The organism is Nostoc sp. (assembly GCF_036917465.1).
In the GTDB taxonomy this organism is placed as follows: Bacteria; Cyanobacteriota; Cyanobacteriia; order Cyanobacteriales; family Nostocaceae; genus Nostoc.
In genome coordinates this window covers 25892-51863 of the sequence record NZ_JBALDL010000012.1, presented here as the reverse complement: position 1 = coordinate 51863, position 25972 = coordinate 25892, and the positions used below count along the sequence as shown (strand labels likewise).

Genomic DNA, 25972 nt, shown 5'->3' with positions numbered 1-25972 from the left:
GTTTGACAGTTTAAAAATGCCTAAAGTACTAGCTGAAGGTAAAACAATTGAGTGCCTAAGTGGCAGCAATCTCCGAACAATTTTGCTGCAAAATGCTATTAACCTCTACAATGACGGTGCTAAGGTAATAAACTGTCGGGGCATTGGCAGTTGTGGAACCTGTGCGGTTAAGGTAGAGGGCGAAGTATCAGCAGCGAATTGGCGCGATCGATCGCGGCGTTCGCTGACACCCCATTCTCCCACAACAGAATTGCGTTTAGCCTGCCAAACTAAGGTTTTAGGCGATGTGAAAGTGACAAAGTTTGATGGATTTTGGGGACAAGGTTCTCGGATAGTGTGGACACCAAAAGGTTAAAAAGGAGTAAGACAAGATGGGTAGATGGACACCCTTAATTCTAATGGCTGGAGGTTTAGCCATTTTGCTTGGTACATTACTAGGCATTAATTTTCCTATGGGCGTACAAACCGCTAACGCTCCCGGTGGTAAAGCAGCAAAAGTCCTGCCAGCTAATATCAATGTTAATAGCAGTGCTGGCAGTAAGAATGAAGAAACTGCAACGGAAGGAAATGAAACAACCGAAACAACCCAAACAAACGAAAATAAACGCAGCATTGTAGCTCCAAGACCTGACAACAGAAGCAGCGTTGCTCAAAATCCTTCTGATGACTCAACATCACCTGCTGACAGTACAACAGACGGCAATACAAATAGTTCCGAAAACACGACATCTAGCGATGCTAATCAAAGCAACGAACCAATTCGTGCCTTGTGGTAAGGATATATCCGTCTTTAGTTACGAGTTATAAGTTATAAGTTATGAGTAAATTAGTTATGAGTTATTAGTTATGTACTAATGATAAGTGGCTAATGACAAATGACTAATGACAAATGACTAGTGAGATCGTAATTATTGGTGGCGGCGTTATTGGTTTAGCGATCGCTGTTGAACTAAAACTGCGCGGGACAAATGTCACCGTGCTTTGTCGTGACTTTCAATCTGCCGCTACCCACGCCGCCGCCGGGATGTTAGCACCAGACGCGGAAAACATCACAAATGGGGCAATGCGTTCATTGTGTTTGCGATCGCGTGCTTTATATCCCGACTGGACGCGCAAACTAGAAGAACTAACCGGTTTAAATACTGGCTACCGTCCCTGTGGTATCCTCGCACCCGTCTTTGAAGAGGCAGGGGGCAGGGGGGAAAGTCTTTCTCCCTTATCCCCAGCTTACTGGTTAAATAAAGAGGCAATTCATCAATATCAACCAGGGTTGGGGGACGAGGTAGTTGGTGGCTGGTGGTATCCTGAAGATGCACAAGTTGATAATAAGGCTCTAGCTCACGTATTGAGGACGGCGGCTGAGTCTATTGGTGTTGAACTCAAAGACGGTATTACAGTAGAAGGATTTTTACAGCAGCAAGGACAAGTAGTTGGCGTACAAACCAATGCTGGAATAATTCGCGCCGCCCACTATGTTTTAGCTTCCGGTGCTTGGTCAAATGAGTTATTACCGCTACCTGTGCTACCCAGAAAAGGCCAAATGCTTAGTGTGCGGATACCAGAATTTGCGTCAGACTTACCTTTGAAGCGGGTTTTGTTTGGGCAGAATATTTACATCGTACCAAGACGCGATCGCCTAATTATCGGGGCAACAAGCGAAGACGTTGGCTTCACCCCCAACAACACCCCAGACGGCATTCAAACATTATTACAAGCTGCCATCCGACTATATCCCCAATTAAAGCATTATCCCATCCAAGATTTCTGGTGGGGATTTCGCCCAACCACCCCCGATGAATTACCGATCCTTGGCACTAGCCACTGTCAAAATTTAACCCTTGCTACAGGTCATTACCGTAACGGGATTCTACTTACACCCGTAACAGCCGTATTGATTGCCGATTTAATCTTAGAACAAAAGCCGGATTCTATACTTGCTGATTTTCACTATTCCCGCTTCCAATCCCAGCCATCTACTTCCACCCCAATGCTGACTAACTCTGCCAATTTCTCCAACGGGAATCGTCCTGCGATATCCACCCTCCCCATTCAAGATTCTCCGCTAATTATTGCTGGCAAAACCTTTCAATCTCGCTTAATGACGGGAACTGGTAAGTATCGCAGCATCGAAGAAATGCAGCAAAGCGTCGCCGCTAGTGATTGCCAAATTGTCACCGTAGCTGTACGACGGGTACAAACTAAAGCCCCCGGACATGAAGGTTTAGCTGAAGCCTTAGATTGGACAAAAATTTGGATGTTACCCAATACCGCAGGTTGCCAAACTGCTGAAGAGGCAATTCGGGTAGCGCGTTTGGGGCGAGAAATGGCGAAATTGCTAGGGCAAGAAGATAATAACTTTGTTAAGTTAGAAGTAATACCCGATCTTAAGTATTTACTCCCAGATCCAATTGGGACGCTGCAAGCCGCAGAACAATTAGTTAAAGAAGGCTTTGCAGTATTGCCCTATATAAACGCTGACCCCATGTTAGCCAAGCGTTTAGAAGAAGTAGGCTGCGCGACGGTAATGCCTTTGGCATCCCCAATTGGTTCTGGACAAGGGCTAAAAACAACCGCCAATATCCAAATTATCATCGAAAATGCAGGTGTGCCTGTGGTGGTAGATGCTGGTATTGGTTCACCCTCAGAAGCCGCCCAAGCAATGGAATTGGGAGCAGATGCCTTGTTGATTAATAGTGCGATCGCTCTTTCTGCAAACCCAGCAGCAATGGCCCGTGCCATGAATTTAGCAGCAGTCGCCGGCCGTCTAGCATACCTTGCTGGCAGGATGCCCATCAAAGATTATGCCAGTCCTAGTTCTCCTCTCACTGGGACGATTACTAATTAGGGAATTGGGCATGGGGCATGGGGCATGGGGCATGGGGAATATACGAACAAGAGAGACAAGGTGAATAACCAATGCTCAATACTTCTCTGCGAGAGACTGCGCCAACGGCAACGCTCAGTACAAGTACTCAATCCCCAATCCCCAATCCCCAATCCCCAATCCCCAATCCCCAATCCCCAATCCCCAATCCCCAATCCCCAATGTAACGATTTGTCTAGCAGTTTTAGAGCGGATTTATCATTTATGTAACATTAAATGAACCATAAAGATAAAGGAATTAATTCATGCCCTATACCAATGAAGAAGGCGGCCTTCTAAATAATTTTGCCCGGGAGCCAAAGATTTATCAAGCAGAACCTCCCACAGAAGGGCAAAAACGAACTTATCTCATACTAGGAACAGCCGCTACAGCTTTGGTTGTCGGCTTAATTCTAGTCGCCTTCTTTGTTTCTAAGAGCAGTTAATCGTAAAATATTTTAATAAAATTTCATCTTCTTTATAGTTTTTCAGGTTCCGATTTTAAGAGGGGCCTGCTTTTTTATTTTTTGTTAAAATTGAACTAGCCATTTAAGTATATAATTATACTTTTTTCTCTTAGACTTGAAGGGTTAATTTATTCTGGGCAGCGCAATATCTACTTAAAAATTATTTTTATTACAGCAGTTTGCAAATAAGTGAGCTATAAAATACAGGACTCAAAATCACATATTAAGAATTTCTGCCTCCTGCCTCAAAACCCGCCGCTTTGTTCTTGATGCAAAATAAAACTGCTGTATTACTTTAGCCTCTTTTGATGCACCCAAAATGTTGATATGTACTGTGTTTTGGCTCTTTAGCCGCTATGAGCGTGAATGATACTGCACACAACAATAATTCTAATTGGAATCGGCAAGTATATCACCGCCTAAAGCTTGCCCTAAGTCTTGGCTTACGACGACAACTTTTTTTAGCAGTATGTGATGATTTACACTTAAGAAATCAAGTAGCGGCTCGTTTGCATTCTACATTAGCTTATCCTGTGGGACAAGTGCTATATCAGCCATCAAATGCCCAAGAAAATAGTACTCCAGCTTATCCACGATTAGTCACGTTGCGTTTGAATTTAAACGATCCCAATCCCATAGTTCAGATAAATCAATGGTTAGCTAATTATCCACCGCCAACCGTTGGAGGCTCAAAAGATACCCCTGGAAGACCTTTTCCAGTACCAGCATTTCAGATTGTAGGTGTGGAACATCTCACCAAACAAACAGTAGCAACACAGCGTTTATTTTTACACTATCTTCGTTTAAGCGAACAATTTTTCTCTACACAAGAATCCGGTCGATTCCTAGAATCTAACTTGCTGTTGTGGATACCGCGTCCTTGGTTATCTGCCATCAAGCAATCAGCACCACAGTTTTGGCGTTGCCGGACTGGTGTATTTGTGTTTGCTGGAGAACCCACACCTGCAACTCAAAATGCAGGCTATCCAGAGCGTTTTTCTAGTTCCAAAAGCTTAGATTTAGAGAATATTGAGCAGTCGATTCTAGATGAATCAGTTAAGCAAGCAGAACTCAGAACGGCAGCGACTGAGTTCAAGTTTGAGAAGAATTCCGATTTTCCAACAGAGATACAAGGGAATGGTGTAGATAAAACCCAAAAAGCTACGCCACAACAACAGGAATCTACTAATCGGTCTGGTAGTGGCAATAATAATAATCAATCACTGTCGTCTTTATCTTATGTTAGTAGCGAGTTAACAGAGCTAGTAATAGCAACAATCAACACAAGTATTAATCAAAATGCTGAGGATTATTTACAACCACAGCAGATTTTGTTAGAGATTGAAAAATTACACGAAAAGCAAGTTTCAGGGGAGATACTGGCAGAAGCTTATCATCGCTTGGGCAGTTTATATCGCCTTCGCATTGAGCAAGGAGAGTCAACCCTCGAAAACCTGATGGTGGCAATTATTGCCTATCAAGAGGCTATTAGCTATGACGAAAGCTCACCACAACTTCCAGGTATATTAAATGATTTGGGTACACTCTACTGGATGCTATACCGCACACCACCCAATTCTGAGGAGGGACAAACTTATGTAGAGCAGGCAATAGAATTTTATCTGTTGGCGTTAAAGATGATCTCACCGCAGACGCATCGGGAAACTTATGCTCGTGTACAAAATAATTTGGGGACGGCTTATGGTGATTTAGCTCGTTTTTCTCACCCATCTGAAAATTGGCAACAAGCAATATTAGCTTACAATGAAGCACTCAGCTACCGTACAGCCGATATGGATTCATTAAAGTATGCGGCTTGTCAGAACAATTTGGGTACTGCTTACTGGCATCTAGGACAATACAATCAACCGATTGTGCATTTAAAGAAAGCGATCGCAGCTTACAACGAAGCACTCGTACACTACAACCCCAAAGAGGAGCCGCTTAAGTATGGCATGATTCAAAACAACATCGGTACTGCCTGCTGGAATCTGGCACAATATGAGCAACCAGTCCAAAATCTCCAGCTAGCGATAAATGTCTATAACAAAGCTCTTAAGTATCGCACTCCAGCTAATGTCCCTAGCGCCTGCGCCGCAACACAAAATAATCTCGGTACTGCCTACTGGCATCTAGCAAACTTATCTCAGACAACTAAAGAGGCACGGCAAAAGTATTTGCAACTATGCATCAGCGCTTACGAAGAGGCCATATCCTTAGCTCACTCTTTGAGCGGCGCTCCTTTAAGCTTTGATTTACTAGCCTCTTATAATAACCTGGGACTGGCACATTATCAGCTAGTAATAGATAAGTCGTTTAATGGTGATAAAGCAACACGTTCTCAACACCTAGAAGTAGCCTTAGACTATCATTTGCAAGCCTTAAACGCATTGAGCAAACAATCAGAAGCTTATCAAACAACTTTCACTTATGTGGTGAAAACTATTCGCGCTTTTCATAATGAATTAGGGATACAGGGGCAAAATCTGGCTTTATCTAAAGTTCCTAGTCAGTTGTTGCCAGATATTTTGTCCAAGTTATAAGGTATTGAGGATTAACTTGATATCAATTAAAACCCGCCAGCGCGGGTTTCGTTTGTATGCTTATGTGGCTATTAGAGGCTTGGATTAGTTAATTGCGATCGCGATCGCTTGACCTAGACCGAGGTATCAACAATCCAATATACGTACCAACAGCAAATTTTGTTAAATCGAGAAATTGAGGGCGACTCTTTTCGTCGACAACTGCAAGTGTGAGAGAACCAATCACCATAATCAGCGTTACAACAGCCAGTACTTCATCTCTTGAAGGAAATTTCTTGGATAACATTTACCGACTCCCAAATCGTTTTAATCACTACATCTCTAGCTTTACAGGCGGGTGGTTGTTGTAGGCTTAAATACAGGCTTGTGATATGAATGACTTATGTATGCGATGAGCATGAATTGCCAATTTGACAGTTAGAATCAGCAAAAGTGTAGTGGTTAGGTTATGTCCGGGCGATCGCTTTCCTCTTCTCCAGAAGGTATCCAAAAAGCAAAAAGAGCTTTAATTCGTTATTCCTTAACTCAAAAGGCATTAGCTGAAAATTTAGGAATTACTCGACAGCCGATCGGAAAATTCTTTACAGGTAAGCCTGTTGACCGCAACCTGTTTGTCCAGATTTGCGACAGGCTAGACCTAGAGTGGGAAGAAATAGTTGCTGAACCTGCGACTGAACCAGAGTTAAACCAGGATAACAGGATTGATATTGATGCGATCGTGCAAGAGATACGTGAAAAGATAAAACCCCTCATCCAAGAACTTTGCGGCACAATGCGAGTGCTAGATATGACTCAACCCATCGGGTTGAATGACATTTACACCAGCGTCAATATATTAGAGAAAATCACTGGACAGCAAAGGTTAGGAATTGATGACTTCTTACAACACTGTAGCAGCCAGGATTTTGACCTCTTTGGACTTAATAGAATCACTGCAAAACGACTGCCAGGACTGGAAGCAGTTAAGAAATATTCCAAACTGATGATTTTGGGTAAACCAGGAGCAGGTAAAACCACATTTCTGAAGTATTTGGCGATTCAGTGTATTGCAGGTGAGTTTCAGGCTGAACGTGTAGCGATTTTTGTCACCCTCAAAAACTTTGCGGAAGCTGCAAACAAACCTGGATTATTACAATACATCGCTGAAGAGACGATAAATCCTATCTCTTCTATCCGAGATGTACTAACAAATGGCAAAGCATTAGTTTTACTTGATGGGTTAGATGAGGTTAGAGAAGAGGATAGTGACCGTGTATTAAAGGCAATTCGTGAAATTTCTGGCAATTTCCCAAAAAATCAGTTTGTCATGACCTGCCGGATTGCAGCAAAGGAGTATACCTTTGAAAAGTTTACAGAGGTGGAAGTTGCTGATTTTGACAATGACCAAATTTTAAACTTTACCAATAAGTGGTTTAAGGATAAAGCTGTAAAACCAGAGATTTTTATCAAACGTCTGGAAGAAAATAACCGGATCAAAGAACTTGCTGCAAGTCCGTTACTGCTGACATTACTTTGTTTAGCATTTGAAGAGTCAGGAGATTTTCCTGCAAATCGTTCTGAGTTATATAAAGAAGGACTGGATGCGTTATTGAAAAAATGGGATGCCAAGCGGGGAATTCAACGCGATCAGATTTACAAAAAGCTATCAGTCCAACGCAAAGAAGATTTACTCAGCAAAATGGCGTTGACTACCTTTGAGGGGAGTGAATATTTCTTCAAGCAAAAAGTAGCAGAACAATACATTACAGAATACATCCGCAATTTACCCGGTGCCAATACTGACGAAGAAGCATTGCAACTTGATAGTGAGCAAGTTTTGCGTTCAATTGAACATCATCATGGACTAGTTGTAGCAAGAGCAAAAGGAATTTACTCATTTTCTCACCTAACATTTCATGAGTATTTCACAGCTAGAGAATTTGTAGTTGTGAGACAATCTTCAGAGGAAGAACTGCAAAATCTTGTTAGCCACATCCTTGAAAAACGCTGGCGGGAAGTTTTTTTACTTGCAGTTGGAATGTCGTCAATTGCAGATTTTTTGTTACTTTTAATTAAAGAGAAAATTGATTCGCTTTTTGCTGCTGATGAGAAATTGCAGCAATTTTTAAAGTGGGTTAACCAGAAATCTCTTTCAGTTGAGGTTCTCTACAAGCTAGAAGCACTTCGAGCCTTTTACCTTTGACTTACTCTTGCTCCTGCCTCCAAACATGCTCCTGATCTAGATTTTTATCCGCTTCTTGCTTTTAACCTCGATTCTACTTTTATTTTTGAAGGAGAATTAGAACTCAACTCTGCTGACTTGACTATTGATTTCTGTTTTGCTACCACTCTTGCTCATGCTCTTGATGACGGTATTGACCCTGACTTTATTGTTCCTATTATTGCTGGTGTTGATATTGATTCTGAACTGCAACAATCATTACGAAAACTCGAAAAGCAAATACCAGATTGGAAAGACCAAATCTGCTTTAATAAGTGGCAAGAAGAGAAACTTTCAGTTTGGACTGAAAATTTCAGAAGTTTGATTACTGAGTATCGCAACATTGGTCATGATTGGCAGTTCAGTAAACAGCAAAAAGAATTGCTTCAGCAGTATTACGAAGCTAATGAATTACTGATAGAGTGTCTACATAGTGATTGTTATGTCAGTAGTGAAGTGCGACAGCAAATAGAAGATACTTTGTTATTACCGATCGCAGAGATTAAACAGCGTCAGCAGCAATCTTAAATACCCATATAACAGATAGTGAATTATTTGTTAAGAAAGCGAAAATATTTTCCAAATCCTAGCAAATCAATCTAGAATAGAAGTAAGAGTTCGCAGTTAGCCCATTCGCCTCTATTCAATGGCTTAGATATGTGAACATAAGTAATAAAACAGCATTTGGGAACAAAACGATCCCCATTTACGTCGCATAAATGTCTTGCCTCTGGTTTTAGTGACGCACATTCGCAGGATACAAGTTATCAGGTGCGATCGCGATTGCACAAACTCCCCATCATAATAAGTACTTTTATCTTCGGAATACGCTTATAGACAGGTTCAAAAACAGTCAGAAACAAACTCAGTGAATCATCGTCATTAAATACATCACATACACAAAGGATAGCCCTCTTATGACTCGCCTACATCAATGGAAATCTGGAACTGCTGCATTTATGGCAATAGCTGTTACTGCAAGCATCGCTAGCCCCCTATTAGGCTTGGCTCCTGCTAATGCACAATACAGAATTGGACAAGACAGAAATAGTCAATATGGAAACACTACCATTCCATCTGGGGTTACTCTTCCTGTTGAGTACGAGAAAGAGACAATTACTATTGCTCCTGGGGAAAGTAAATCTCTAACCTTGAGAATAGCTAATGACATTATCGACAGGAATAAAAATGTCTTGATTCGTGCTGGTACTAAAGTAATTGGACGGCTAGAATCTGTTGACTTAGATAGCTATTCAAGAGATACAGATGATAACAAAGGAAAAGGCGTGCGATTTGTAGCTAAAGAATTAGAATTTTCTAATGGTCAACGTCTATCGATTAATGCAAGTTCTCGGACATACACCACAACTCAAAAAGTTTCACAGGGGCCTAGCACAAATCAGGTTTTAACTGATGCAGCTATTGGTGCGGGTGCTGGTCTTTTAGGTTCACTAGTGACTGGAAACCGCAGAATTGACGATTTAAAACCTGTTCTCGGTGGGGCTGCGGGTGCAGGTGCAAGTGTGCTATTACGCAAAAAACAAGGAAATGCTTTTGTCCTCAGACCTGCACAGGATTTAAGACTCACACTGAATTCTAACTTGAATTTAGTACCATCATCCCGCTACTAGATTTAACTCAATTCAAGTCGTGAATTTAATCACCTCTAATAGGCGATCGCCACTTTAACTATAGTGTGCGATCGCTTTCAATTTTAACCCTAAAGAAGCTATTTTCTAGCAACTATTCTATCTCTATATCGTCTTGCTAGACATTCATGTTTTTGGAAATACTTATTTAATAGCATTCATCGTTAAAAGGCTGATTACACTATTAATTAGTGTGATCTATATTGATAGGTTTCCTCCAATTTTGACTATCTGATTTTACTCTATGACAAAAGTAATGCTTTTTACAAAAGCAGAAAATAATGGGAACCTAGTACTTTAATTAATGTCTAATTGATTAATAGTAATAAAAATAATTGTACCGGAGTTAAAAACTAATGTTTACTTTAAATCGTTTCCAATCTAGAACAGCTGCACTCATGGCTTTAAGCCTCACAGTCGGCACTGTAGCGCCTTTTATTACAGCTTCACCATCTTTAGCTCAAACTACTTTTTCTGATGTTTCATCTAATTATTGGGCATCACAATTTATTCAACAATTATCACAGCGAGGTGTAATTGCCGGATTTCCTGATGGGACTTTCCGTCCTGAAGAAGCGGTGACACGCGCTCAATTTGCCGCTATGGTCAACAAAGCTTTCCAAAAATCACAGCAGCGATCGCCAATTAATTTTGCTGATGTGCCTAGCAATTATTGGGCATCAAGCGCCATTCAACAAGCTTATACCATTGGTTTCTTATCTGGATATCCCGGTAATCGCTTTGAACCTAACCAAGCTATTCCCCGCCAGCAGGTTTTAGTTTCCCTCGCTAACGGTCTGGAATATACTCCTGGTGGCAATACCGAAAGCACTCTGCAATACTTCAACGATGCTTCTAACATCGCTAGCTATGCCCGTAGCCCGATCGCAGCCGCAACTGAAAAGCAAATCGTTGTAAATTATCCTAATGTGAAGTTCCTGAATCCAACTGCAACCGCCACTCGCGCTCAGGTAGCAGCTTTTATCTACCAAGCATTGGTTAGTTCTAACCAAGCCTCAGCAATTAACTCTCCTTATGTTGTAGCTGTCGGGTCTACTACTCCAACACCTGTATCAGTCACAATTTCTCAAGGGACTGCTATTCCTGTGAAGTATGACAAGGCAGAAAAAATTCTGGTTACAAAGGATGAAATAGCGCCTTTGACATTGACAGTATCCCAAAACGTGGTGACACAAGACGGATCTGTAGTGATTCCGGCTGGTAGTCAAGTTATTGGTCAACTAAAGCCTGCTACAGGCGGTTCTCAATTCGTTGCCCAAAAATTGGTTTTGACCAATGGTCAAGAGTATCAACTTAACGCTACTTCGGAAGTGATTACCAAAACTGAAACCGTGAAGAAGGGTACTAGCATTGGTTCAATTATCAAGGATACTGTATTGGGCGCAGGTGCAGCAACTGCGGTATCTGCGGTGACAGGCGATCGCGCCATCGCCACAGAAGAAGTCTTGGGTGGTGCTGGTATCGGTGCGTTGGTTGGTCTATTCTTCGGTAAGAATAGTGTTGACTTAGTGGCAATTGACCCAAATACCGATTTACAAATGACAATCAATCAAAACTTATTGGTTTCACTAAGATAGTCATTAGTCATTGGTCATTGGGCATTAGTCATTGGTCATTGGGCATTAGTCATTGGGCATTGGTCATTAGTATTTATAAAGGAAAAATGACCAACTTTTAAATTCAGTTATTAGCCATTATGACAAAGGACAAATGACTAACTAATTTTGAACTTCTGGCAACCAAATAATAAATGTAGTCCCTGGTGCATTAGGTGAAGTTAGCTGAGAGTTGATTGCAGGGCTGAAAACCTCGATTTCGCCCTGCATAAGTTCTATTAATTGTTTGGCGATCGCTAACCCTAAACCTGTGCCAGGGATTTCTGTTTGCGCTTGTACACCCCGATAATGCCGTTCTCCAAGATGTTCTAAATCTTCGGGTGGAATACCAGGCCCGTTGTCACTGATGATAATTCCTTGAAAATTAGCTTTTTCTTGTCCCGCCTGAATCAAAATTTTGCCACCAGTAGGAGTGTATTTCAAGGCATTATCGATGATGTTAGTTAAAGCCTCTCGTAATGCTTTGACGTTGGCACGTACTAGGGGTGAATTCTGTTGAATTTCAGTTATTATTTTTAGCTTTCGCTCTTGGGCGATCGCTTTAGCTGATATTAATAATGGTTCTAATATATCTGCTAACGAACAGTCAACTGCTTTATCTCCTGTTCCCGGCAATAATAGCGGCGGTTTAGCGGATTTTTGGATGGTTGCTTCCACAAATACTTCATGTTCGGGCAGATGTAGCGGTGCTAAATCTTCCTCTGTCAAGTCAATTACTTGATCGAATTGTTGCAGTAATTCTTTAAGGCGATCGCTTTCCCGCACAATACTATTTGCCACATCTCGGTTGGCCTCTCCTGGACGCAACCTTTTCAATAGCAGTTTCCCAAAAGTTCGCAATGCCGTTAATGGGTTACGAAACTGATGCAATAGATTATCCAGTAAATCCCTCTGCTTCTCTTGGAGAATTTGTTGCTCATGCAACTGCTGCTCAAACCATGCCCGCCGTTGATCTAAAATACAAGCGATCGCTAATGTTTGGGCTATCCTTTGAATCTGACTTTCCTCGTGTTCATTCCATGTTCGATCTTGCCTACCCGTCACCAGTAACCCCATCATCACACCCTCATAGACCAGAGGTAAAACAATTTGGTTGCCACTAAAAAGGTATTCCTCTTTTAGATGGGGTTGAGATGCCTCAGACTGCTGTGACGAGGTTGGAGATTCCGATCCTATTGTCAATAACCTTCTGCGATCGTTGGGTAATATCAACACATTTCCAACTTGAAGTTGCTTGTGTACTGTTGTCTCAGCACTCTCTTCTCCTGGCGGTAATAATGCTGTTTCTGGGTAAATTACCACAGGAATCAGTTTGGCCTCACCAGAAGGAGTCTCTACCAATTCTTGTGTCAGGTACACAATACTTAAAGTTGCTCCCAGCCCTTGGGTTAGCAGCGCTATTTGCTCTCGACACAGAGCAATAAAATCGGAACTGGCAGACATTAACATTTTTTAGCTCTTGCTCAAGATTACAGATTTTGAGGCATGATGATAAGAGAGGATACTTAATTTTTACCTCACTCATTCAATAAAGCTTAACTAAAATCTTCTTAGGGATGGTTTGTACCAAAGGATTATTTCCTTAGGTGATTTTGTTTTATCTATTTTCAAAGATGTTAACTTTCTTGCATGAAAAGGTTAAAAACTATTGATATTTTGAACTAGAACTTATATAATGGCGACGGATTTTGTAGCTAAAACTACAATCTATAGCTTGAAAGAGGAGGACAATCGATTGGCAAGGAGACGCAAAAGGAAAAGTCGCCGTCGTCAAGAAGGACGGAGGATTCTGGAACACGTGCCTCAATATAGCATCGAAAGTGGTGAAGAAAAACCTGTGACCGCAGCGAGAAGATTCATTCAAGCTGAAGGGATTTTGCCGCCAGCGTTGCTACTCGTAAAGCGAAATGAACACACCACAGATCGTTATTTCTGGGCAGAAAAGGGACTGTTTGGTGCTCAATACGTAGAGGAAAACCACTTCTTGTTTCCTAGCTTGAGGGTGTTAGAACCTTCGCCTGGTCAAGAACCTCTTGCTTTAGCTAGTCGGTGAACCATATAGATGGTCATCTTACGCATTGAATGTGGCTCCTGACTATCATTAACTGGCAAAATTGCTAAGTTTATGCAAAATTTAATTTTTTTTTAGTTTGGAGCTGATTTGTCAGTAAAGCTAATCCAGGTAGTCGAAAAGTAAACTTGTCTCAAACCACGCTATGTTGCATGGGTTGATACTAGTATCATGATATAGAAGGGAGCTAGTATAGAGCCAAGCGCCTCCAAAAGCGCTAGTGAAATTGCGCTCTCATAGGGAAAACTGTCAACCAAGCTCTGTCAACTAATTTAAGATTAATTTAAATTTTTCCCCACAACCTGTGTCGTGGGGAAAATTGACAAAGCGTAAGTCTTGATTTCCTCCTTCCTACTTTTCATCGCCTAAAGATTAGATCGGGTCAGAAGTCCGCATATCATAGTTTAAAAAACCAACAATTATTCACTAGCCTCGATCTGTAGAGTCCTCTGTAACTCACTGAGTTCATCTCGATGGCCAACTACAGTGATCTTACTTGAGGAGGTTTGTTTACTCTGAGTTGTTTCTACTTTGAGCGATACCTTCTCAAGTCTTCCAGATTTTTTCCAATAGAATAAACCACTTAAAGGCGACAGCAGTACCATAGCCAGAATAGGAGTACTGAGGTTAGGAAAAAGTAGGTATACGACTAGTGAGAGACAAACAATCCCAGTCGCTGCCAGCAGAGTTAAAAATATAGCTAAGAACCAACTGGGGCGAACATTCCCTTCAAAAGTCACTTTGTTTTGTTCTCGGTCAACCTCTGCCACTCGATAAGACCGGGAGCGAAAATACTCTTTTAATTGAGACATTAAAGTAGCTTCGTCTTGCTCAGATAACAGTTGCACTGTTTGTATGCGGTCTTTAGTCGAGGCACGAATAAAGAAAAACAGTCCAACCGATAACAACAAGGTTAGCAGGAACGTAGATGGCAGAATAGCAGTATCCATAACTGATTGTTAGTGTTTGACTGGAGGAGACTTATTCATTATCAATTATTCGTTACTTTGTCCTCCTGTTGATGTAGTTAAGCCATTTAAAAGCTAAATCTTGTGCTTTAACTTGCCATTCTGGAGAAACTTGGTACATCCGCCTGGGCCTTCCTCGTCCTTCCAGTTTCTTCCAATATCCAGTGATTGCCTTTTGGTCTTCCAGAAATTTGATTGCACTATAAAGTACGGTATCTGAAAGTCTATAGGCTGGATATTCAGTTTCTAATTGCTCAATCAACTCGGTTCCGTAGGATTCACCTTGTAATAAAACAGACAGTATGTAGCAAACTGCTACTTCCTGACAAAGGTAAGTTGGCGGAGGATTCTCAAAGAATTGATATATATCCTCAAGTTTCATGGTTAGTGAATGGCTAAAAAAATGCCTTATGGTAAGGTCTACAATCCTTGTAGTCAGTATACAGTGCTACTGCCAAGTGAGTAACCTATATAATGCTACTTAGACTAAATTTCCAAAGCGTAAATACCAAATGATTACCCACGCCTGTGAAGTTGTGAGACGAGTTTGCAAGTTTTAAGGGCAGAAAAAATATACCCTTACCCAAGCTCGATAAGTTGTGGTGAGGAGCGAACAGAGATTGGCAAAGTCACTATCTTGGTATTAAGTGATGCCTAGCTAGTTAGAACTGCTTAAGCAATAAAATGCCACCGAAGAAATTTTACAGGTAAAATGCAATTTTGTCTGTAGAACTTAATAAACACTTTGTTTTACAGTGATTTTCCCAATGCAAACTATAAGAACTTAAGCTAAGGGATATGTCTAGTTTAAAGCTGCTACGACCGTGAACACACTTAAGTAATAAGCATTACTGATTAGCCGGACAAGAGAATCTCTTGTCAAATTTGGTAAATGTGATAGTAAATTTATCAAAGAAGACGCAAAGACTAGGGCATCGATTCAGTAATCAAAAATCTAACTCCCCAGCCCCCCTTTCACTCAAAGGGGAGGAGGGCTGGAGGAGGGAGGAGAGGTTCTTCGTTACTAGATAGACTTAGGCAAAACTATATGCGCTCAGGGGCAATTTATGAATTGCTCTAAGAAAATCTAGTGTTTAGGCTATTGTTTGCCTTAGTCCTGACTGAATTAGTGTTTTAGGAGAGCCAAAAACGCAAAGTGCGATATCTCTCAACAAAGTTCTCTGTATTCTCCGAAGTTCCAATCTCAAACTTCCTTAGTTCAAACTCTTGTCTTTGTGTCTTTTGAAAGCGCCCAGCACATTGGTGATTAGTATGTCACAGACTCCCGATGCTCCATCATCTTCATCTTCTTTGCGGGCAATTGCCCAAACCTTTCGCCTTACAGGTTGGATTAGCTTCTGGATTCAGCTAGTACTAGGCGTTGTTTCTAGCATAATTGTGTTGCTATTCGCCGTCTTTAATCAAAGAACTGGTAGTTCTAGTAATAATCCTGGGACTGGCTTTGGGGTATTTTTAGCAATTTGTGGACTAGTTATTTTGGGTGGAGGTATTTATTTAGCTTACCGTTACACTAGAATTGGCAAGCAATTGGAATCCTCCAATCCCACTAACCGCCCTCGGAAAAGCGAGACAGTGCAAGTATTACGCTTAGGGCTGTGGGTGAATTTAGGGGGAACGCTGGTGACTCTTTTGGGGGCGCAGGCGATCGTTGGTACACTGGTAGCAAGATCCATATCTCCCCAAGCTATAACTACACAATTTTTTGACCCTACCCGCATTATTAGCGGTCTAGATATGCTTGTGGTACAGGCAAATACCAACACTGTATCAGCCCATTTTGCAGGGGTTATAGCGTCACTTTGGCTACTCAATCGCATTAACCGACCTTAGTAGACGATAAGAATGTTGCCCCACCAAACCAAAATTACTATATGCTAAATGCTTAATGTGTTAACTGTATTGACAGGAAGATTTTAGGCTAGAAACTGAGAAAAATTTGTGCTGGATATTAAGCAAATACGGGAAAATCCGCAATTAGTTCAAGAACGCTTGAATAGTCGTAGTGGTAAATACGACATTGAACCGATTCTCCAGTTAGATCGGCAACAACGGGAACTAGAGGGGACGCGCAGTCAACTCCAAGCTCGGAGCAACGAAATCGGTAAAATTGTCGGGCAAAAGATTAAATCTGGCATTAATCCTCAAGACCCAGAAATTCAAGCTTTGCGCGATGAAGGTAACTCTGTGAAAGCGACGTTGAGCGAACTGGAACCCCAGGAAAAAGACCTCAAAGCTCAAATTGCTCTACTTGTGTTGGCGCTTCCCAATTTACCAAGCGACTCTACACCTCTTGGTAAGAATGAAGAAGATAACGTAGAAGTACGCCGTTGGGGTGATGAGTACATTCCCAAAAATCCGAATATTCTCCCTCACTGGGAAATAGGCGAAAAGCTAGGTATTCTCAATGTTGAACGGGCTGTAAAAGTAGCCCAAAGTCGTTTTGTGGCTTTGGTGGGCGCTGGTGCAGCATTGGAGAGGGCATTAATTCAATTTATGCTGACTCTCCATACTCAAGCTGGATATGTGGAAGTCAGTCCGCCGTTGTTAGTTAATACCGAGTCTTTGACGGCGACCGGTCAGTTACCGAAGTTTGCGGAAGAAAGCTTTAAATGTGCTGATGATGATTTGTGGTTGATTCCTACGGCGGAAGTTCCAGTTACAAATCTCTACCGGGGTGAAATTCTCGCTGCTGAAGATTTGCCTATTTACCACTGCGCTTTTACTCCCTGTTTTCGCCGCGAAGCTGGTAGTTATGGGCGCGATATGCGGGGATTAATTCGCCTGCATCAGTTCAACAAGGTGGAAATGGTGAAATTTGTCGAACCAAGTACGTCTTTTGATGAATTGGAAAAATTGGTGGGGAATGCAGAAGCAATTTTACAGGCGTTGCGGTTGCCTTATCGAGTCGTAAATTTAAGTACTGGAGATTTGGGATTTGCCTCTACCAAAACTTATGATTTAGAGGTTTGGTTGCCCTCTTCTGGCAAATACCGCGAAATTTCTAGCTGTTCCAATACTATAGATTTCCAGGCGCGACGGGCTGATATTCGCTTCAAGGAGGCGGGGAAGAAAGGTACTCAGTTCGTACATACCCTGAATGGTTCGGGTTTGGCTGTGGGGAGGACTATGGCAGCAATTTTAGAGAATTATCAACAACCTGATGGGACGGTGAGGATACCAGAAGCACTGCAACCTTATTTGGGACGTGAAGTATTGTAATTTGTCTTTTACTAATGCCCCATGCCCAATGCCCCATGCCCAATGCCCATTACCCAATTAGAATGAAGATAACTATAGCTTAATATTTTCACTAATTTACTCTATGTCAGTTTTAGCAGCGATCGCAGTCTTGGCTGTTTTGATCTTGGTACACGAGTTGGGACATTTTGTTGCAGCACGTTCTCAAGGCATTCTCGTTAACCGTTTTTCTTTGGGTTTTGGCCCAGTTCTTTTGAAGTACCAAGGTTCACAAACCGAATATGCTATCCGCGCCTTTCCCTTGGGTGGCTTTGTGGGCTTTCCCGATGATGACCCAGATAGCGATGTTCCACCCAATGACCCAAATCTGCTGCGTAACCGTCCAGTTTTAGACCGGGCGATTGTCATCAGTGCCGGTGTGATTGCAAACTTAATATTTGCCTATTTTGTGTTGGCTTTGCAATTGGGTATCGTCGGCATTCCCAAGGAATTAACCTATCAAGCTGGTGTCGTTGTCCAGCCTGTTAATCAAGAATCTGTTGCCTATCAAGCAGGTATTCGGGAAGGAGATATTATTCTGGCTGTTAACGGTCAAGAACTCCCGGCTTCTGACAAATCAACTCCTTTGCTGACCAAAGAAATTCAAACTCATCCCAATCAGCAAATCGAACTGAAAATCCAGCGTGAAAACCAACAACAATCCATAAAATTAACACCAAAACTGGGAGCCGATGGCAAAGGTGTCGTTGGGGTGGCGCTTAGTCCAAATGCTACAGCAATTTATCGCCGTCCTAATAGTCCTTTTGAAATTTTCGGTCTTGCTGCTAACAGGTTTCAACAATTATTTGTTGGTACACTGAGCGGTTTTGGACAGTTAATTACCAACTTTCAACAAACTGCTGGACAAATTTCAGGGCCAGTTAATATTGTCAAAATTGGTGCAAAATTAGCTGAAGACAATAGCGTAAATTTGTTGTCTTTTGCCGCAATTATCAGCATTAACTTGGCTATCATCAACATTTTACCCTTACCCGCCTTGGATGGCGGACAACTGGCTTTTCTGCTGATTGAAGGTTTGCGTGGTAAGCCCGTTCCGGCTCGGATTCAAGAAGGTGTAATGCAAACTGGCTTGGTGTTACTCTTAGGGTTAGGAATTTTTCTGATCGTCAAAGAAACTACTCAATTAACTAGCCAATTGGAGTGGGTACAAAAATTATTCCAGTGAGCGTTACCCGCAAATCTTTATCTAAAAAGCAACGGGCGATAGAAATTTTAACTCGTTTGAAGCGTCTTTATCCAGATGCTACTTGCTCTTTGAACTACTCAACGCCAGTACAATTGTTGGTGGCAACGATTCTCTCGGCTCAATGTACTGATGAGCGGGTAAATAAAGTTACACCAGCTTTATTTGATAGATTTCCTGATGCTGCGAGTTTAGCGATCGCTGACTTGGTAGAATTAGAAAGCTTGGTGCGCTCCACAGGGTTTTATCACAATAAAGCCAAGAACATTCAAGCCGCCTGTCGGATGATTGTTACTGAATTTGACTCTGTTGTGCCAAACCAAATGGAACAGTTGTTAAAGCTTCCAGGTGTAGCGCGGAAGACAGCAAATGTAGTCTTGGGTCATGGTTATGGCATTAATGCTGGCGTGACAGTAGATACTCACGTCAAGCGCCTGTCTCAACGTTTGGGTTTAACTGAAGCAAAAGACCCCGTTCGGATTGAGCAAGATTTAATGGGTTTATTGCCGCAACCTGATTGGGAAAATTGGTCAATTCGACTGATTTATCACGGTCGTGCTATTTGTAAAGCCCGCTCTCCAATTTGTGTTGCGTGTGAGCTTGCTGATTTATGTCCTGTAGCCAATAAACCTGTGGTTGTAGGTTAAGCGACACAAGTTAACCCCAGAATTGATGGAGAGACTGTAGAATGGAAAACGGTGTCTTTAAATAAGTTAGAGAATATATGGCAAAAAAGAGCATGATTGAGCGCGAGAAAAAGCGCACCAGGTTGATAGAAAAGTATGCTGACAAGCGCGAAGCCCTTTTGGAAGAATTCAGAAGTGCAGCATCTCCTTTGGATAAACTAGAAATCCATCGGAAGATTCAACAGCTACCCCGCAATAGTGCGCCCACCCGTCACCGGAATCGTTGCTGGCTGACTGGTCGTTCTAGAGGAGTTTACCGCGATTTTGGACTCTCTCGGAACGTGCTACGAGAATGGGCGCATGAAGGTCTATTACCTGGAGTTGTTAAGTCTAGCTGGTAGTCATTGGTCATTAGTCATTGGTCATTGGTCATTAGTAAAAAACAAAGGACGACTGACAAATGACAAATGACAAAAATTATTGACCACAACACTTATCAATTCCCAGACTTTCTAAGAGTAGATCGCTGACGGCGTTGGCGATCGCAAACTCTCCATAGAAGCTATTGGAAAAATCATAGGACTGCATCTCTGTGACAATGGCAATTACCAGACAACCAAGGTCGTTTTCTCCTTCCATCCGTTGACGCACAAAAATCTGTGCGGCTCGTTGGGCAATATTTTGGTTGACTGCTTCGGGGATAAATTCTGTATCTAACCACCGTTGTAAGCGCTCTCGTAACCATTCACCTTCGAGCAAAGGGTTTTCAGGTGATGGTAGGGTGATGGGTGGAATTGGTTGAGTCATTTTTTTTAAACGCAGAGGGACGCGGAGGGAAACGCAGAGGAACGCTGAGGTTGAGTGATAGCATCAAATTGCGTTTCTAAGAGTGTTTTTTTATATTTATTTATGCAATATGATATCGCCGCTATTGTTGATGGTTATGCACAAGGCTATTTTCTCATGGCTGATGAGCGCGATCGGCTGAGTTGGTACGGAAGTCGCGATCGGACTTTTATTCCTTTGGATGAACGGTTTCGTTACCCTAAATCTTTGCAGCGTGTCTTGAATCAAGAGCGTTTTGGTGTGGCGATTAATCGGGACTTTCAAGCTGTGGTGGCTGGTTGTGCCGACAGAGAAACAACTTGGATTTCACCGGAGTTACAAAAGATTTACTGGCAACTTTACCAGAATGGTTATGCTTTTAGTTTTGAAACTTGGCAAGGTGACGAATTAGCTGGGGGCATTTTAGGAATTGTCATTGGTGGTGCTTTCATTGGCGAGTCGATGTTTTACCGCATTCCCGAAGGTTCAAAGGTGGCGATGGTAAAGTTGGTAGAAAGGTTGCGCCAAAGGGAATTTGTATTTTTCGATGCCCAAATGATGAATCCGCATTTGGAGAGGTTTGGAGCTTATCGGGTTGAGGATAAAGAATATCAAGCCCTACTTAAGCAAGCGTTGCAACGTACTTGTAATTTAGTATAAATAATGACAAAATTCTTAATATTGAAGAAGTGATTTGATTGATGGTTTCTATTTTCTTAATGTACACATTTAGCCTTGTCACGCCACTACGTATATTTCAAAAATAAAATACTAGTCCTATCGTTCAATATTTGTATCATTCTATAGATATAGAACTTACGCATTGACAGAAAACACCAAATATGGATGATAGGAAAAACCACATTGATCGTAGGGGTTTAGCATTGCTAAACCCCTACAGTGCGGGTATCAAAGAACGATTAATCAAAGTCTGAAACGACCTATTTTGGTAAATTCATCCGATGATTAATTTGTACAGTGCGTAAGTCCTAAGATAGTAGAAATAACAATTTTACAAAGTTATTATTCAGCCTGTTAATGCCTGAAAAACGTGTATGTACCCTGGAATAATACCCAGGGGTTTTTTTCATAAAAACGGGAACATCCCAATTTAGCAAAAATATACGGAACTGACGCAAAAACCCTTTTAAATCCTCTTACCTTTGTGTCCTTTGCGGTTCGTTTTTTATTCTCCAGGGTAAGTCAAAATTCCGTATGTAAATTAAACTTGCACATTTGGGATGCTCCCATAAAAACTTAGATAAGTAAAGAAAGGTTAAGGACAAAAAACATGATAGCCAACATCTTCTAGTAATCTTTCAACAAGAGCCACTAAGGTAGCTATCAGCTTTTAGAAATAATTTGCATACATCTTCTAGAAAGATGAACTGAGTCAACGTAATTCTAAATCAATAGGACTTACGCACTGTACAAAAGAAGCGTCTTGTGTATTAACGTAAATAGGTCGTTTTAGGCTTTTGAAGGGCGCTTCTGATTGCTGGCGTAGGCGCAGCTCGCCGCAGGCATCGCCAAAATATGATTGAAAAACCTAGCAAAAAGCCTTGAAAACTATACCTATTATTTTCGCTTTTCTGTCAATGCGTAAGTCCTAATCAATTACATCTGGTCAACACACTATACCTGCGATCGCCTATTTTTTAAGATATAACGAGTTTGAAAATACACCCTAGTACCAAATGCCCAATATTGATTTCACGCAAAAGTTGCAAGGTTTAATGCAACGGGTAGATATTTCTAGTTTTAAAGCGCTCAGTCGTGATGCTGGTGTCTCAGAACGTCAACTTTTGCGGTTACGACAAGGAAAGCTAGAGCAGATGCGGGTAGAAGTACTGCTTAAGCTTTCCTTAATATTACAGATGCCATTGAGTGAATTAGTCGTAACTTTTTCAACCGGAGAGTTGTTACAGCATAAAACAGCCTCAATTCAGGAATTATTGCAAGAAATTGCAGATTTAAAAAAAGAGTACCAGCGATCGCAACTTCAACTAGAACAGCAGCGAGAGATATTAGTACAAGAATTCCAGCAGTCAACTTTACAATTGCTGGAATCTTTGTTACTGCAATGGCCAACAGCAGCACAGAAAGCGCAGGAGAATCCACAGCTAGCAGCAGTGAAAATAGTCCCGTTGGTGCAGAAACCCTTAGAAAAACTTTTACAAGCGTGGGGAGTAGAAGCGATCGCACCCGTGGGAGCAGAATTACCTTACGATCCCCAACTGCACCAGTTAATGGAGGGAACTTCACAACCTGGAGAAACAGTCAAGGTACGCTACACTGGCTATCTTCAAGGTGAGAAGCTGCTTCACAGGGCTAAAGTGAGTTCTATTTGAAGGACTTAAGAATAAGGAGTTATAAATTTATAACTCTTTACTTTTTGTGCTGTCTGTTGAGAAATTATAAATATTGGGAATACTAAAGTAGCTGAGGCGATCGCCTCAGAGAACTTTGTGGTAGAGCCTTAGTGTATTGAGATGGTAGTCTAGACGTAAATTGTTTCAATTATGTAAGTAATTGGACATAAATAAAAAAATATTTGGGAAATAATCTGAAAAGCAGTAACTTCAGGTTGTAGATCAGTATATCCCTATATCACATTGATTTAGGTAAGTCGGCTTTAAAAAATAAACCTAAGTAAGTGGGCGGAAATAAATTCAACTATATTACGAAACGTAAACAGGCTTCAAACTCTTACCAATGAACAATGACAAAGGACAGCCCCCACTAGTTAGCTTTAATTGCACTGACCTACTTATGTAAAGAGACTAAAATCATCTAACAGCTTAATAATCGGTTATCCTAACCTTTTTACAAATCTAAATATACATATTTTTTTCGTGCTGACTTACTTAAGTTTTTATTTAAAATGGGATTTTTACTACTAGAAAAACTATATTTAATCAAGCTAAATGTTTTTTTTCATTATATAAAAAAGATGTCAAATTATTTATAATTATTCTTTATCCATCCAGATTAATTGTCAATACTTACTCTATCTTGAATCTGATTTTTTATTTTACAAGCATTTTTAAATGTTCTATGATGGGTATATAATAGCGAAATCAGACAATCATTTACAAAAATCAGCGTGACATAATTATGAGAGAACAAGTAAAAGTTATTAAGCTCAACGGTAATTTAAACGCTACAACTTCACAAGAATTTCGACAAAATATCACTGATGTTTTAGAAGATGGTGCAAGGATTGTGTTAGTTGATTTTAAAGATGTAACATTTATGGATAGTTCAGGTTTGGGAGCTTTAGTATTAGCTTTTAAAACCTTGCGAGCGGCAGATACTAAGCTTGTTCTTTGCTCAATTAACGAGCAAGTTAGAATATTATTTGAACTGACTAATATGGATAAAGTATTTGAAATTTTTCCTAACCAAGACGCATTTAATCAGGTTTTAGTTTCCAATATGTAATTAATCAAACTGAAGTTGCAAAATAGATAAATCATCATCAAAAGCATCTTTGGAGTTCAAAGCGATTAAATAACTCAGTACACGATCGAGTTGGCAATCAACGGGATGTTGTAAGCTGACAAGTAACTGAATAAAAGCGTCCAAACTCCAAAGAGTGCCATCTGATTTAGTGATTTCATAAGCGCCATCACTAAAAATGTAAAGACTACTAAATTTTTCAATATTGCAAAATTCATCAACATATTTTGCTTCTGGAAACATCCCAACTGGCATACCGGGGGTTTTCAAGAGTTTAACTTCAGATTTTCTGGGCGATGCACCAGTTACTAAAACTGCTGGTGGATGGCCAGCACTAGCATAAACTAAATGACGGTTAATTCGGTTGTAAACTCCGTACCAAATCGTAAAGTACTTGTCATTTTGATAATTCATCTGAAAAGTATCATTCAAAGCCTTCAATACATCACTAGGTTGATAGTAATTCAGACTTTTAAGCGCACGAGAACGCAGTAGATTCAGCACTGAAACGGAGGGAAGAGTCGCTTTAAGTCCATGTCCGGCAGTATCGAGTAAGTAAATTGCCAGATAATCATCATCAAGCCAATAGTAATCGAAACAGTCGCCACCAAGTTGTCGCGAGGGAATGAATCGGAAATTTATATTGAAGGGTTCAGTCATCGAAAGAGGTAGCAGCGATCGGACATATTCTGCTGCTTCTGACATTTCTGATTCTAAAAGTAACTTTTGAGCTTGCAAATCTCTACTCAATTGATGGAGGCGTAATCCTGCTCTTACCCGTGCTTGTAATTCATTATGCTCGATAGGTTTGGAAATAAAATCATCAGCACCAGCATCTAGACCTTTGACGCAATCGGCAACAGAATCTAAGGATGTTAATAAAATAAAGAATGTTGTGAAAAATTTGGGATCTTCCTTAATCCTGTGACAGACTTCCAAACCTGTCAATCCTGGCATGATCCAATCACAAATAATTAGTGCTGGACGGTAAGCTAGCGCCTTTTCTATTCCTTCCTCGCCACTACTAGCACTAACTACTTCATAACCCTGTTTTTCTAACATCCTTTTTAGGAGGATTTTTATAGAATAATCATCATCGATTACTAGTATTTGAAACATATAAAATTGTATTAAACACTCATTAATAGTTTTCTAAATAGAAAATAAAAATATATGTTGGCAATGAGTTAGTAATCTCAATCAAAATATCTTACTAACTCACTTATATTTTCCCGTCGAATTCATGACTTAATTAATGTCATAAAATATTATGGCGGTGCAAGAGGATTTACCCATAAGAGAATGGAACTTTTTAGCTGGTTCAAGTCGCGGTATGCTTCTTGCTTGAACCATTGCCCTAATGCGTCAAAGGGGGTAAAAGATGTTCCAGTTTGCCATTTAATATCTTGACCTAGAGGTGTTGTGTGATTTCCTGGTAAGGTTTGTGCTGTCACCATTTCATCAAAACGTTCTTGTAAGATTTTGGTTAAAGCTGCTGATTGATCGATGGTGTCATTACTAAATTTTATTAATAAATTGCGCCGAATATTGTAACGCTCTTGGACAAGCTTGTTGGTTTCTAAGGGTGAGGGGGTAAACTCGATTGCAAAAGCAGAATTGAACTGTTCTACTAGGGGGATAGCTTCTTTAGCCGCGTAGTTATTGAAGGATATTAAAATATTGCCTGCACGTTCTACTTTAAAAAGGCTACCAATCAGCAAGTGAAGTTTACAGCCCATACTGTGTCCAAGTCCGTAGATGGGGAAGTAAAGCTTGCGTAATGCCCCAGAGTCATGTAAGCGTTCGAGGGTGCGATCAAAATTTAACAGTACAGATTTGGCGATCGCAGTATGATCCAATGTGTTGACGAAAGGCGTAGCAATTACAACATAGCCTTTACTTGCCAGTTGTTCGAGTAACCAGCGATAAGTGATGTGGGGTGCAGTGGCGACAAATGCACCTCCTAAAAAATGGATGATACCTATGGGATTTCGGGGAATGATTACCCAATTACCTCTGATTTCTTTCCAGTCCATGCCGATAAGCGATCGCTTGAGGAATATTCTTTATGTTAGACCGGAGATCGCAATCGTGGGAAGGATTAGGGAAAAAGCCATTGAGGAGGTATAGCATGTAGGTTGGAACCGAAGCCATCCAACAGCGTCTTATGGACTTATAGAGAGCATCTACGCGTTCTCA

Annotated in this window: 27 protein-coding genes; 19 read left to right on the top strand and 8 right to left on the bottom strand. The window is 41.0% G+C overall.

The genetic code is table 11. The annotated features are described in order from the left end of the window. The first annotated feature begins 16 nt into the window (after nt 1–16). The 6 genes from V7K38_RS02530 (at nt 17) to V7K38_RS02505 (ending at nt 5873) form a co-directional block, all read left to right on the top strand. Nucleotides 17–355 carry a 2Fe-2S iron-sulfur cluster-binding protein gene (locus V7K38_RS02530; RefSeq protein WP_334855176.1) on the top strand — a complete coding sequence of 113 codons (339 nt, stop codon included), beginning with the start codon at nt 17–19 and terminating at the stop codon, nt 353–355. A 16-nt stretch (nt 356–371) separates the two neighbouring features. Next, on the top strand, nt 372–776 hold the full coding sequence (locus tag V7K38_RS02525; RefSeq protein ID WP_334855175.1) for a hypothetical protein: 405 nt from the start codon (nt 372–374) through the stop codon (nt 774–776). Nucleotides 777–889: 113 nt separating this feature from the next. Next, the gene (gene thiO, locus V7K38_RS02520; protein ID WP_334855173.1) at nt 890–2845 is read left to right on the top strand and encodes a glycine oxidase ThiO; all 1956 of its coding nucleotides are present in this window, start codon (nt 890–892) and stop codon (nt 2843–2845) included. 71 nt (nt 2846–2916) lie between these two features. Then, complete coding sequence (locus tag V7K38_RS02515) at nt 2917–3051, top strand: hypothetical protein (protein ID WP_334855170.1); 135 nt, start codon at nt 2917–2919, stop codon at nt 3049–3051. Between the two features lie 78 nt (nt 3052–3129). Continuing rightward, nucleotides 3130–3309: a photosystem II assembly protein Psb34 gene (psb34, locus tag V7K38_RS02510; RefSeq protein ID WP_334855169.1), complete on the top strand. Its 180-nt coding sequence runs from the start codon at nt 3130–3132 to the stop codon at nt 3307–3309. Nucleotides 3310–3686: 377 nt separating this feature from the next. Then, nucleotides 3687–5873 carry a tetratricopeptide repeat protein gene (locus V7K38_RS02505; RefSeq protein ID WP_334855167.1) on the top strand — a complete coding sequence of 729 codons (2187 nt, stop codon included), beginning with the start codon at nt 3687–3689 and terminating at the stop codon, nt 5871–5873. A gap of 88 nt (nt 5874–5961) precedes the next feature. On the opposite strand, the gene V7K38_RS02500 is transcribed toward V7K38_RS02505, so the two are convergent. Further along, nucleotides 5962–6159 (bottom strand): hypothetical protein, encoded by a 198-nt coding sequence (locus V7K38_RS02500; RefSeq protein WP_334855165.1) that lies wholly within the window; start codon nt 6157–6159, stop codon nt 5962–5964. Nucleotides 6160–6321: 162 nt separating this feature from the next. Here V7K38_RS02500 and V7K38_RS02495 point away from each other — a divergent pair, with 162 nt between their 5' ends. From V7K38_RS02495 to V7K38_RS02480, 4 genes are all read left to right on the top strand, one after another. Next, nucleotides 6322–8055 carry an NACHT domain-containing NTPase gene (locus tag V7K38_RS02495; protein WP_334855164.1) on the top strand — a complete coding sequence of 578 codons (1734 nt, stop codon included), beginning with the start codon at nt 6322–6324 and terminating at the stop codon, nt 8053–8055. A gap of 117 nt (nt 8056–8172) precedes the next feature. Continuing rightward, nucleotides 8173–8601, top strand: coding sequence for an NACHT C-terminal helical domain 2-containing protein (locus tag V7K38_RS02490; protein ID WP_334855162.1), 429 nt, complete (start codon nt 8173–8175; stop codon nt 8599–8601). Nucleotides 8602–8990: 389 nt separating this feature from the next. Continuing rightward, complete coding sequence (locus V7K38_RS02485; protein WP_334855161.1) at nt 8991–9704, top strand: conjugal transfer protein TrbI; 714 nt, start codon at nt 8991–8993, stop codon at nt 9702–9704. Nucleotides 9705–10078: 374 nt separating this feature from the next. Beyond that, a complete protein-coding gene (locus V7K38_RS02480; protein ID WP_334855159.1) occupies nt 10079–11320 on the top strand; it encodes an S-layer homology domain-containing protein in 1242 nt (413 codons plus the stop codon). 141 nt (nt 11321–11461) lie between these two features. Here V7K38_RS02480 and V7K38_RS02475 read toward each other — a convergent pair whose 3' ends face one another. Continuing rightward, entirely contained in the window at nt 11462–12808 is a 1347-nt protein-coding gene (locus tag V7K38_RS02475; protein WP_334855158.1) for a GAF domain-containing sensor histidine kinase, read from the bottom strand. A 286-nt stretch (nt 12809–13094) separates the two neighbouring features. Between V7K38_RS02475 and V7K38_RS02470 the strand changes: the two genes are divergently transcribed. Next, nucleotides 13095–13412 carry a DUF3155 domain-containing protein gene (locus V7K38_RS02470; RefSeq protein ID WP_041566316.1) on the top strand — a complete coding sequence of 106 codons (318 nt, stop codon included), beginning with the start codon at nt 13095–13097 and terminating at the stop codon, nt 13410–13412. Between the two features lie 437 nt (nt 13413–13849). Here V7K38_RS02470 and V7K38_RS02465 read toward each other — a convergent pair whose 3' ends face one another. Together V7K38_RS02465 and V7K38_RS02460 are read right to left on the bottom strand one after the other, a co-directional pair. After that, nucleotides 13850–14380 carry a cofactor assembly of complex C subunit B gene (locus tag V7K38_RS02465; protein WP_334855156.1) on the bottom strand — a complete coding sequence of 177 codons (531 nt, stop codon included), beginning with the start codon at nt 14378–14380 and terminating at the stop codon, nt 13850–13852. A 52-nt stretch (nt 14381–14432) separates the two neighbouring features. Then, the gene (locus V7K38_RS02460) at nt 14433–14780 is read right to left on the bottom strand and encodes a PadR family transcriptional regulator (RefSeq protein WP_334855155.1); all 348 of its coding nucleotides are present in this window, start codon (nt 14778–14780) and stop codon (nt 14433–14435) included. A gap of 890 nt (nt 14781–15670) precedes the next feature. Here V7K38_RS02460 and V7K38_RS02455 point away from each other — a divergent pair. From V7K38_RS02455 to rpsN, 5 genes are all read left to right on the top strand, one after another. After that, a complete protein-coding gene (locus V7K38_RS02455; RefSeq protein WP_334855154.1) occupies nt 15671–16249 on the top strand; it encodes a DUF3611 family protein in 579 nt (192 codons plus the stop codon). A gap of 108 nt (nt 16250–16357) precedes the next feature. After that, nucleotides 16358–17638: a serine--tRNA ligase gene (gene serS / locus V7K38_RS02450; RefSeq protein WP_334855152.1), complete on the top strand. Its 1281-nt coding sequence runs from the start codon at nt 16358–16360 to the stop codon at nt 17636–17638. A gap of 103 nt (nt 17639–17741) precedes the next feature. Then, a complete protein-coding gene (gene rseP, locus V7K38_RS02445) occupies nt 17742–18842 on the top strand; it encodes an RIP metalloprotease RseP (RefSeq protein WP_334855150.1) in 1101 nt (366 codons plus the stop codon). Beyond that, nucleotides 18818–19507: an endonuclease III gene (gene nth, locus V7K38_RS02440; protein ID WP_334855149.1), complete on the top strand. Its 690-nt coding sequence runs from the start codon at nt 18818–18820 to the stop codon at nt 19505–19507. The genes rseP and nth overlap by 25 nt, the downstream gene beginning before the upstream one ends. A 77-nt stretch (nt 19508–19584) precedes the next feature. Beyond that, a complete protein-coding gene (gene rpsN, locus V7K38_RS02435; protein ID WP_012410383.1) occupies nt 19585–19887 on the top strand; it encodes a 30S ribosomal protein S14 in 303 nt (100 codons plus the stop codon). Between the two features lie 76 nt (nt 19888–19963). On the opposite strand, the gene V7K38_RS02430 is transcribed toward rpsN, so the two are convergent. Continuing rightward, a complete protein-coding gene (locus V7K38_RS02430; RefSeq protein ID WP_334855148.1) occupies nt 19964–20293 on the bottom strand; it encodes a hypothetical protein in 330 nt (109 codons plus the stop codon). A gap of 102 nt (nt 20294–20395) precedes the next feature. Between V7K38_RS02430 and aat the strand changes: the two genes are divergently transcribed. From aat to V7K38_RS02415, 3 genes are all read left to right on the top strand, one after another. Further along, nucleotides 20396–20971, top strand: a complete 576-nt coding sequence (gene aat, locus V7K38_RS02425) for a leucyl/phenylalanyl-tRNA--protein transferase (RefSeq protein ID WP_334855146.1) — start codon at nt 20396–20398, stop codon at nt 20969–20971. A 1037-nt stretch (nt 20972–22008) separates the two neighbouring features. Continuing rightward, a complete protein-coding gene (gene grpE / locus V7K38_RS02420; RefSeq protein ID WP_334855145.1) occupies nt 22009–22662 on the top strand; it encodes a nucleotide exchange factor GrpE in 654 nt (217 codons plus the stop codon). A gap of 766 nt (nt 22663–23428) precedes the next feature. Next, nucleotides 23429–23755 (top strand): STAS domain-containing protein, encoded by a 327-nt coding sequence (locus V7K38_RS02415; protein ID WP_334855144.1) that lies wholly within the window; start codon nt 23429–23431, stop codon nt 23753–23755. Here V7K38_RS02415 and V7K38_RS02410 read toward each other — a convergent pair whose 3' ends face one another. The 3 genes from V7K38_RS02410 to V7K38_RS02400 form a co-directional block, all read right to left on the bottom strand. Further along, nucleotides 23756–24892 (bottom strand): PP2C family protein-serine/threonine phosphatase, encoded by a 1137-nt coding sequence (locus tag V7K38_RS02410; RefSeq protein ID WP_334855143.1) that lies wholly within the window; start codon nt 24890–24892, stop codon nt 23756–23758. Nucleotides 24893–25041: 149 nt separating this feature from the next. Then, nucleotides 25042–25809 carry a DUF1350 family protein gene (locus tag V7K38_RS02405; protein ID WP_334855141.1) on the bottom strand — a complete coding sequence of 256 codons (768 nt, stop codon included), beginning with the start codon at nt 25807–25809 and terminating at the stop codon, nt 25042–25044. Next, on the bottom strand, nt 25784–25927 hold the full coding sequence (locus V7K38_RS02400) for a hypothetical protein (protein WP_334855140.1): 144 nt from the start codon (nt 25925–25927) through the stop codon (nt 25784–25786). The genes V7K38_RS02405 and V7K38_RS02400 overlap by 26 nt, the downstream gene beginning before the upstream one ends. Nucleotides 25928–25972: the final 45 nt, after the last annotated feature.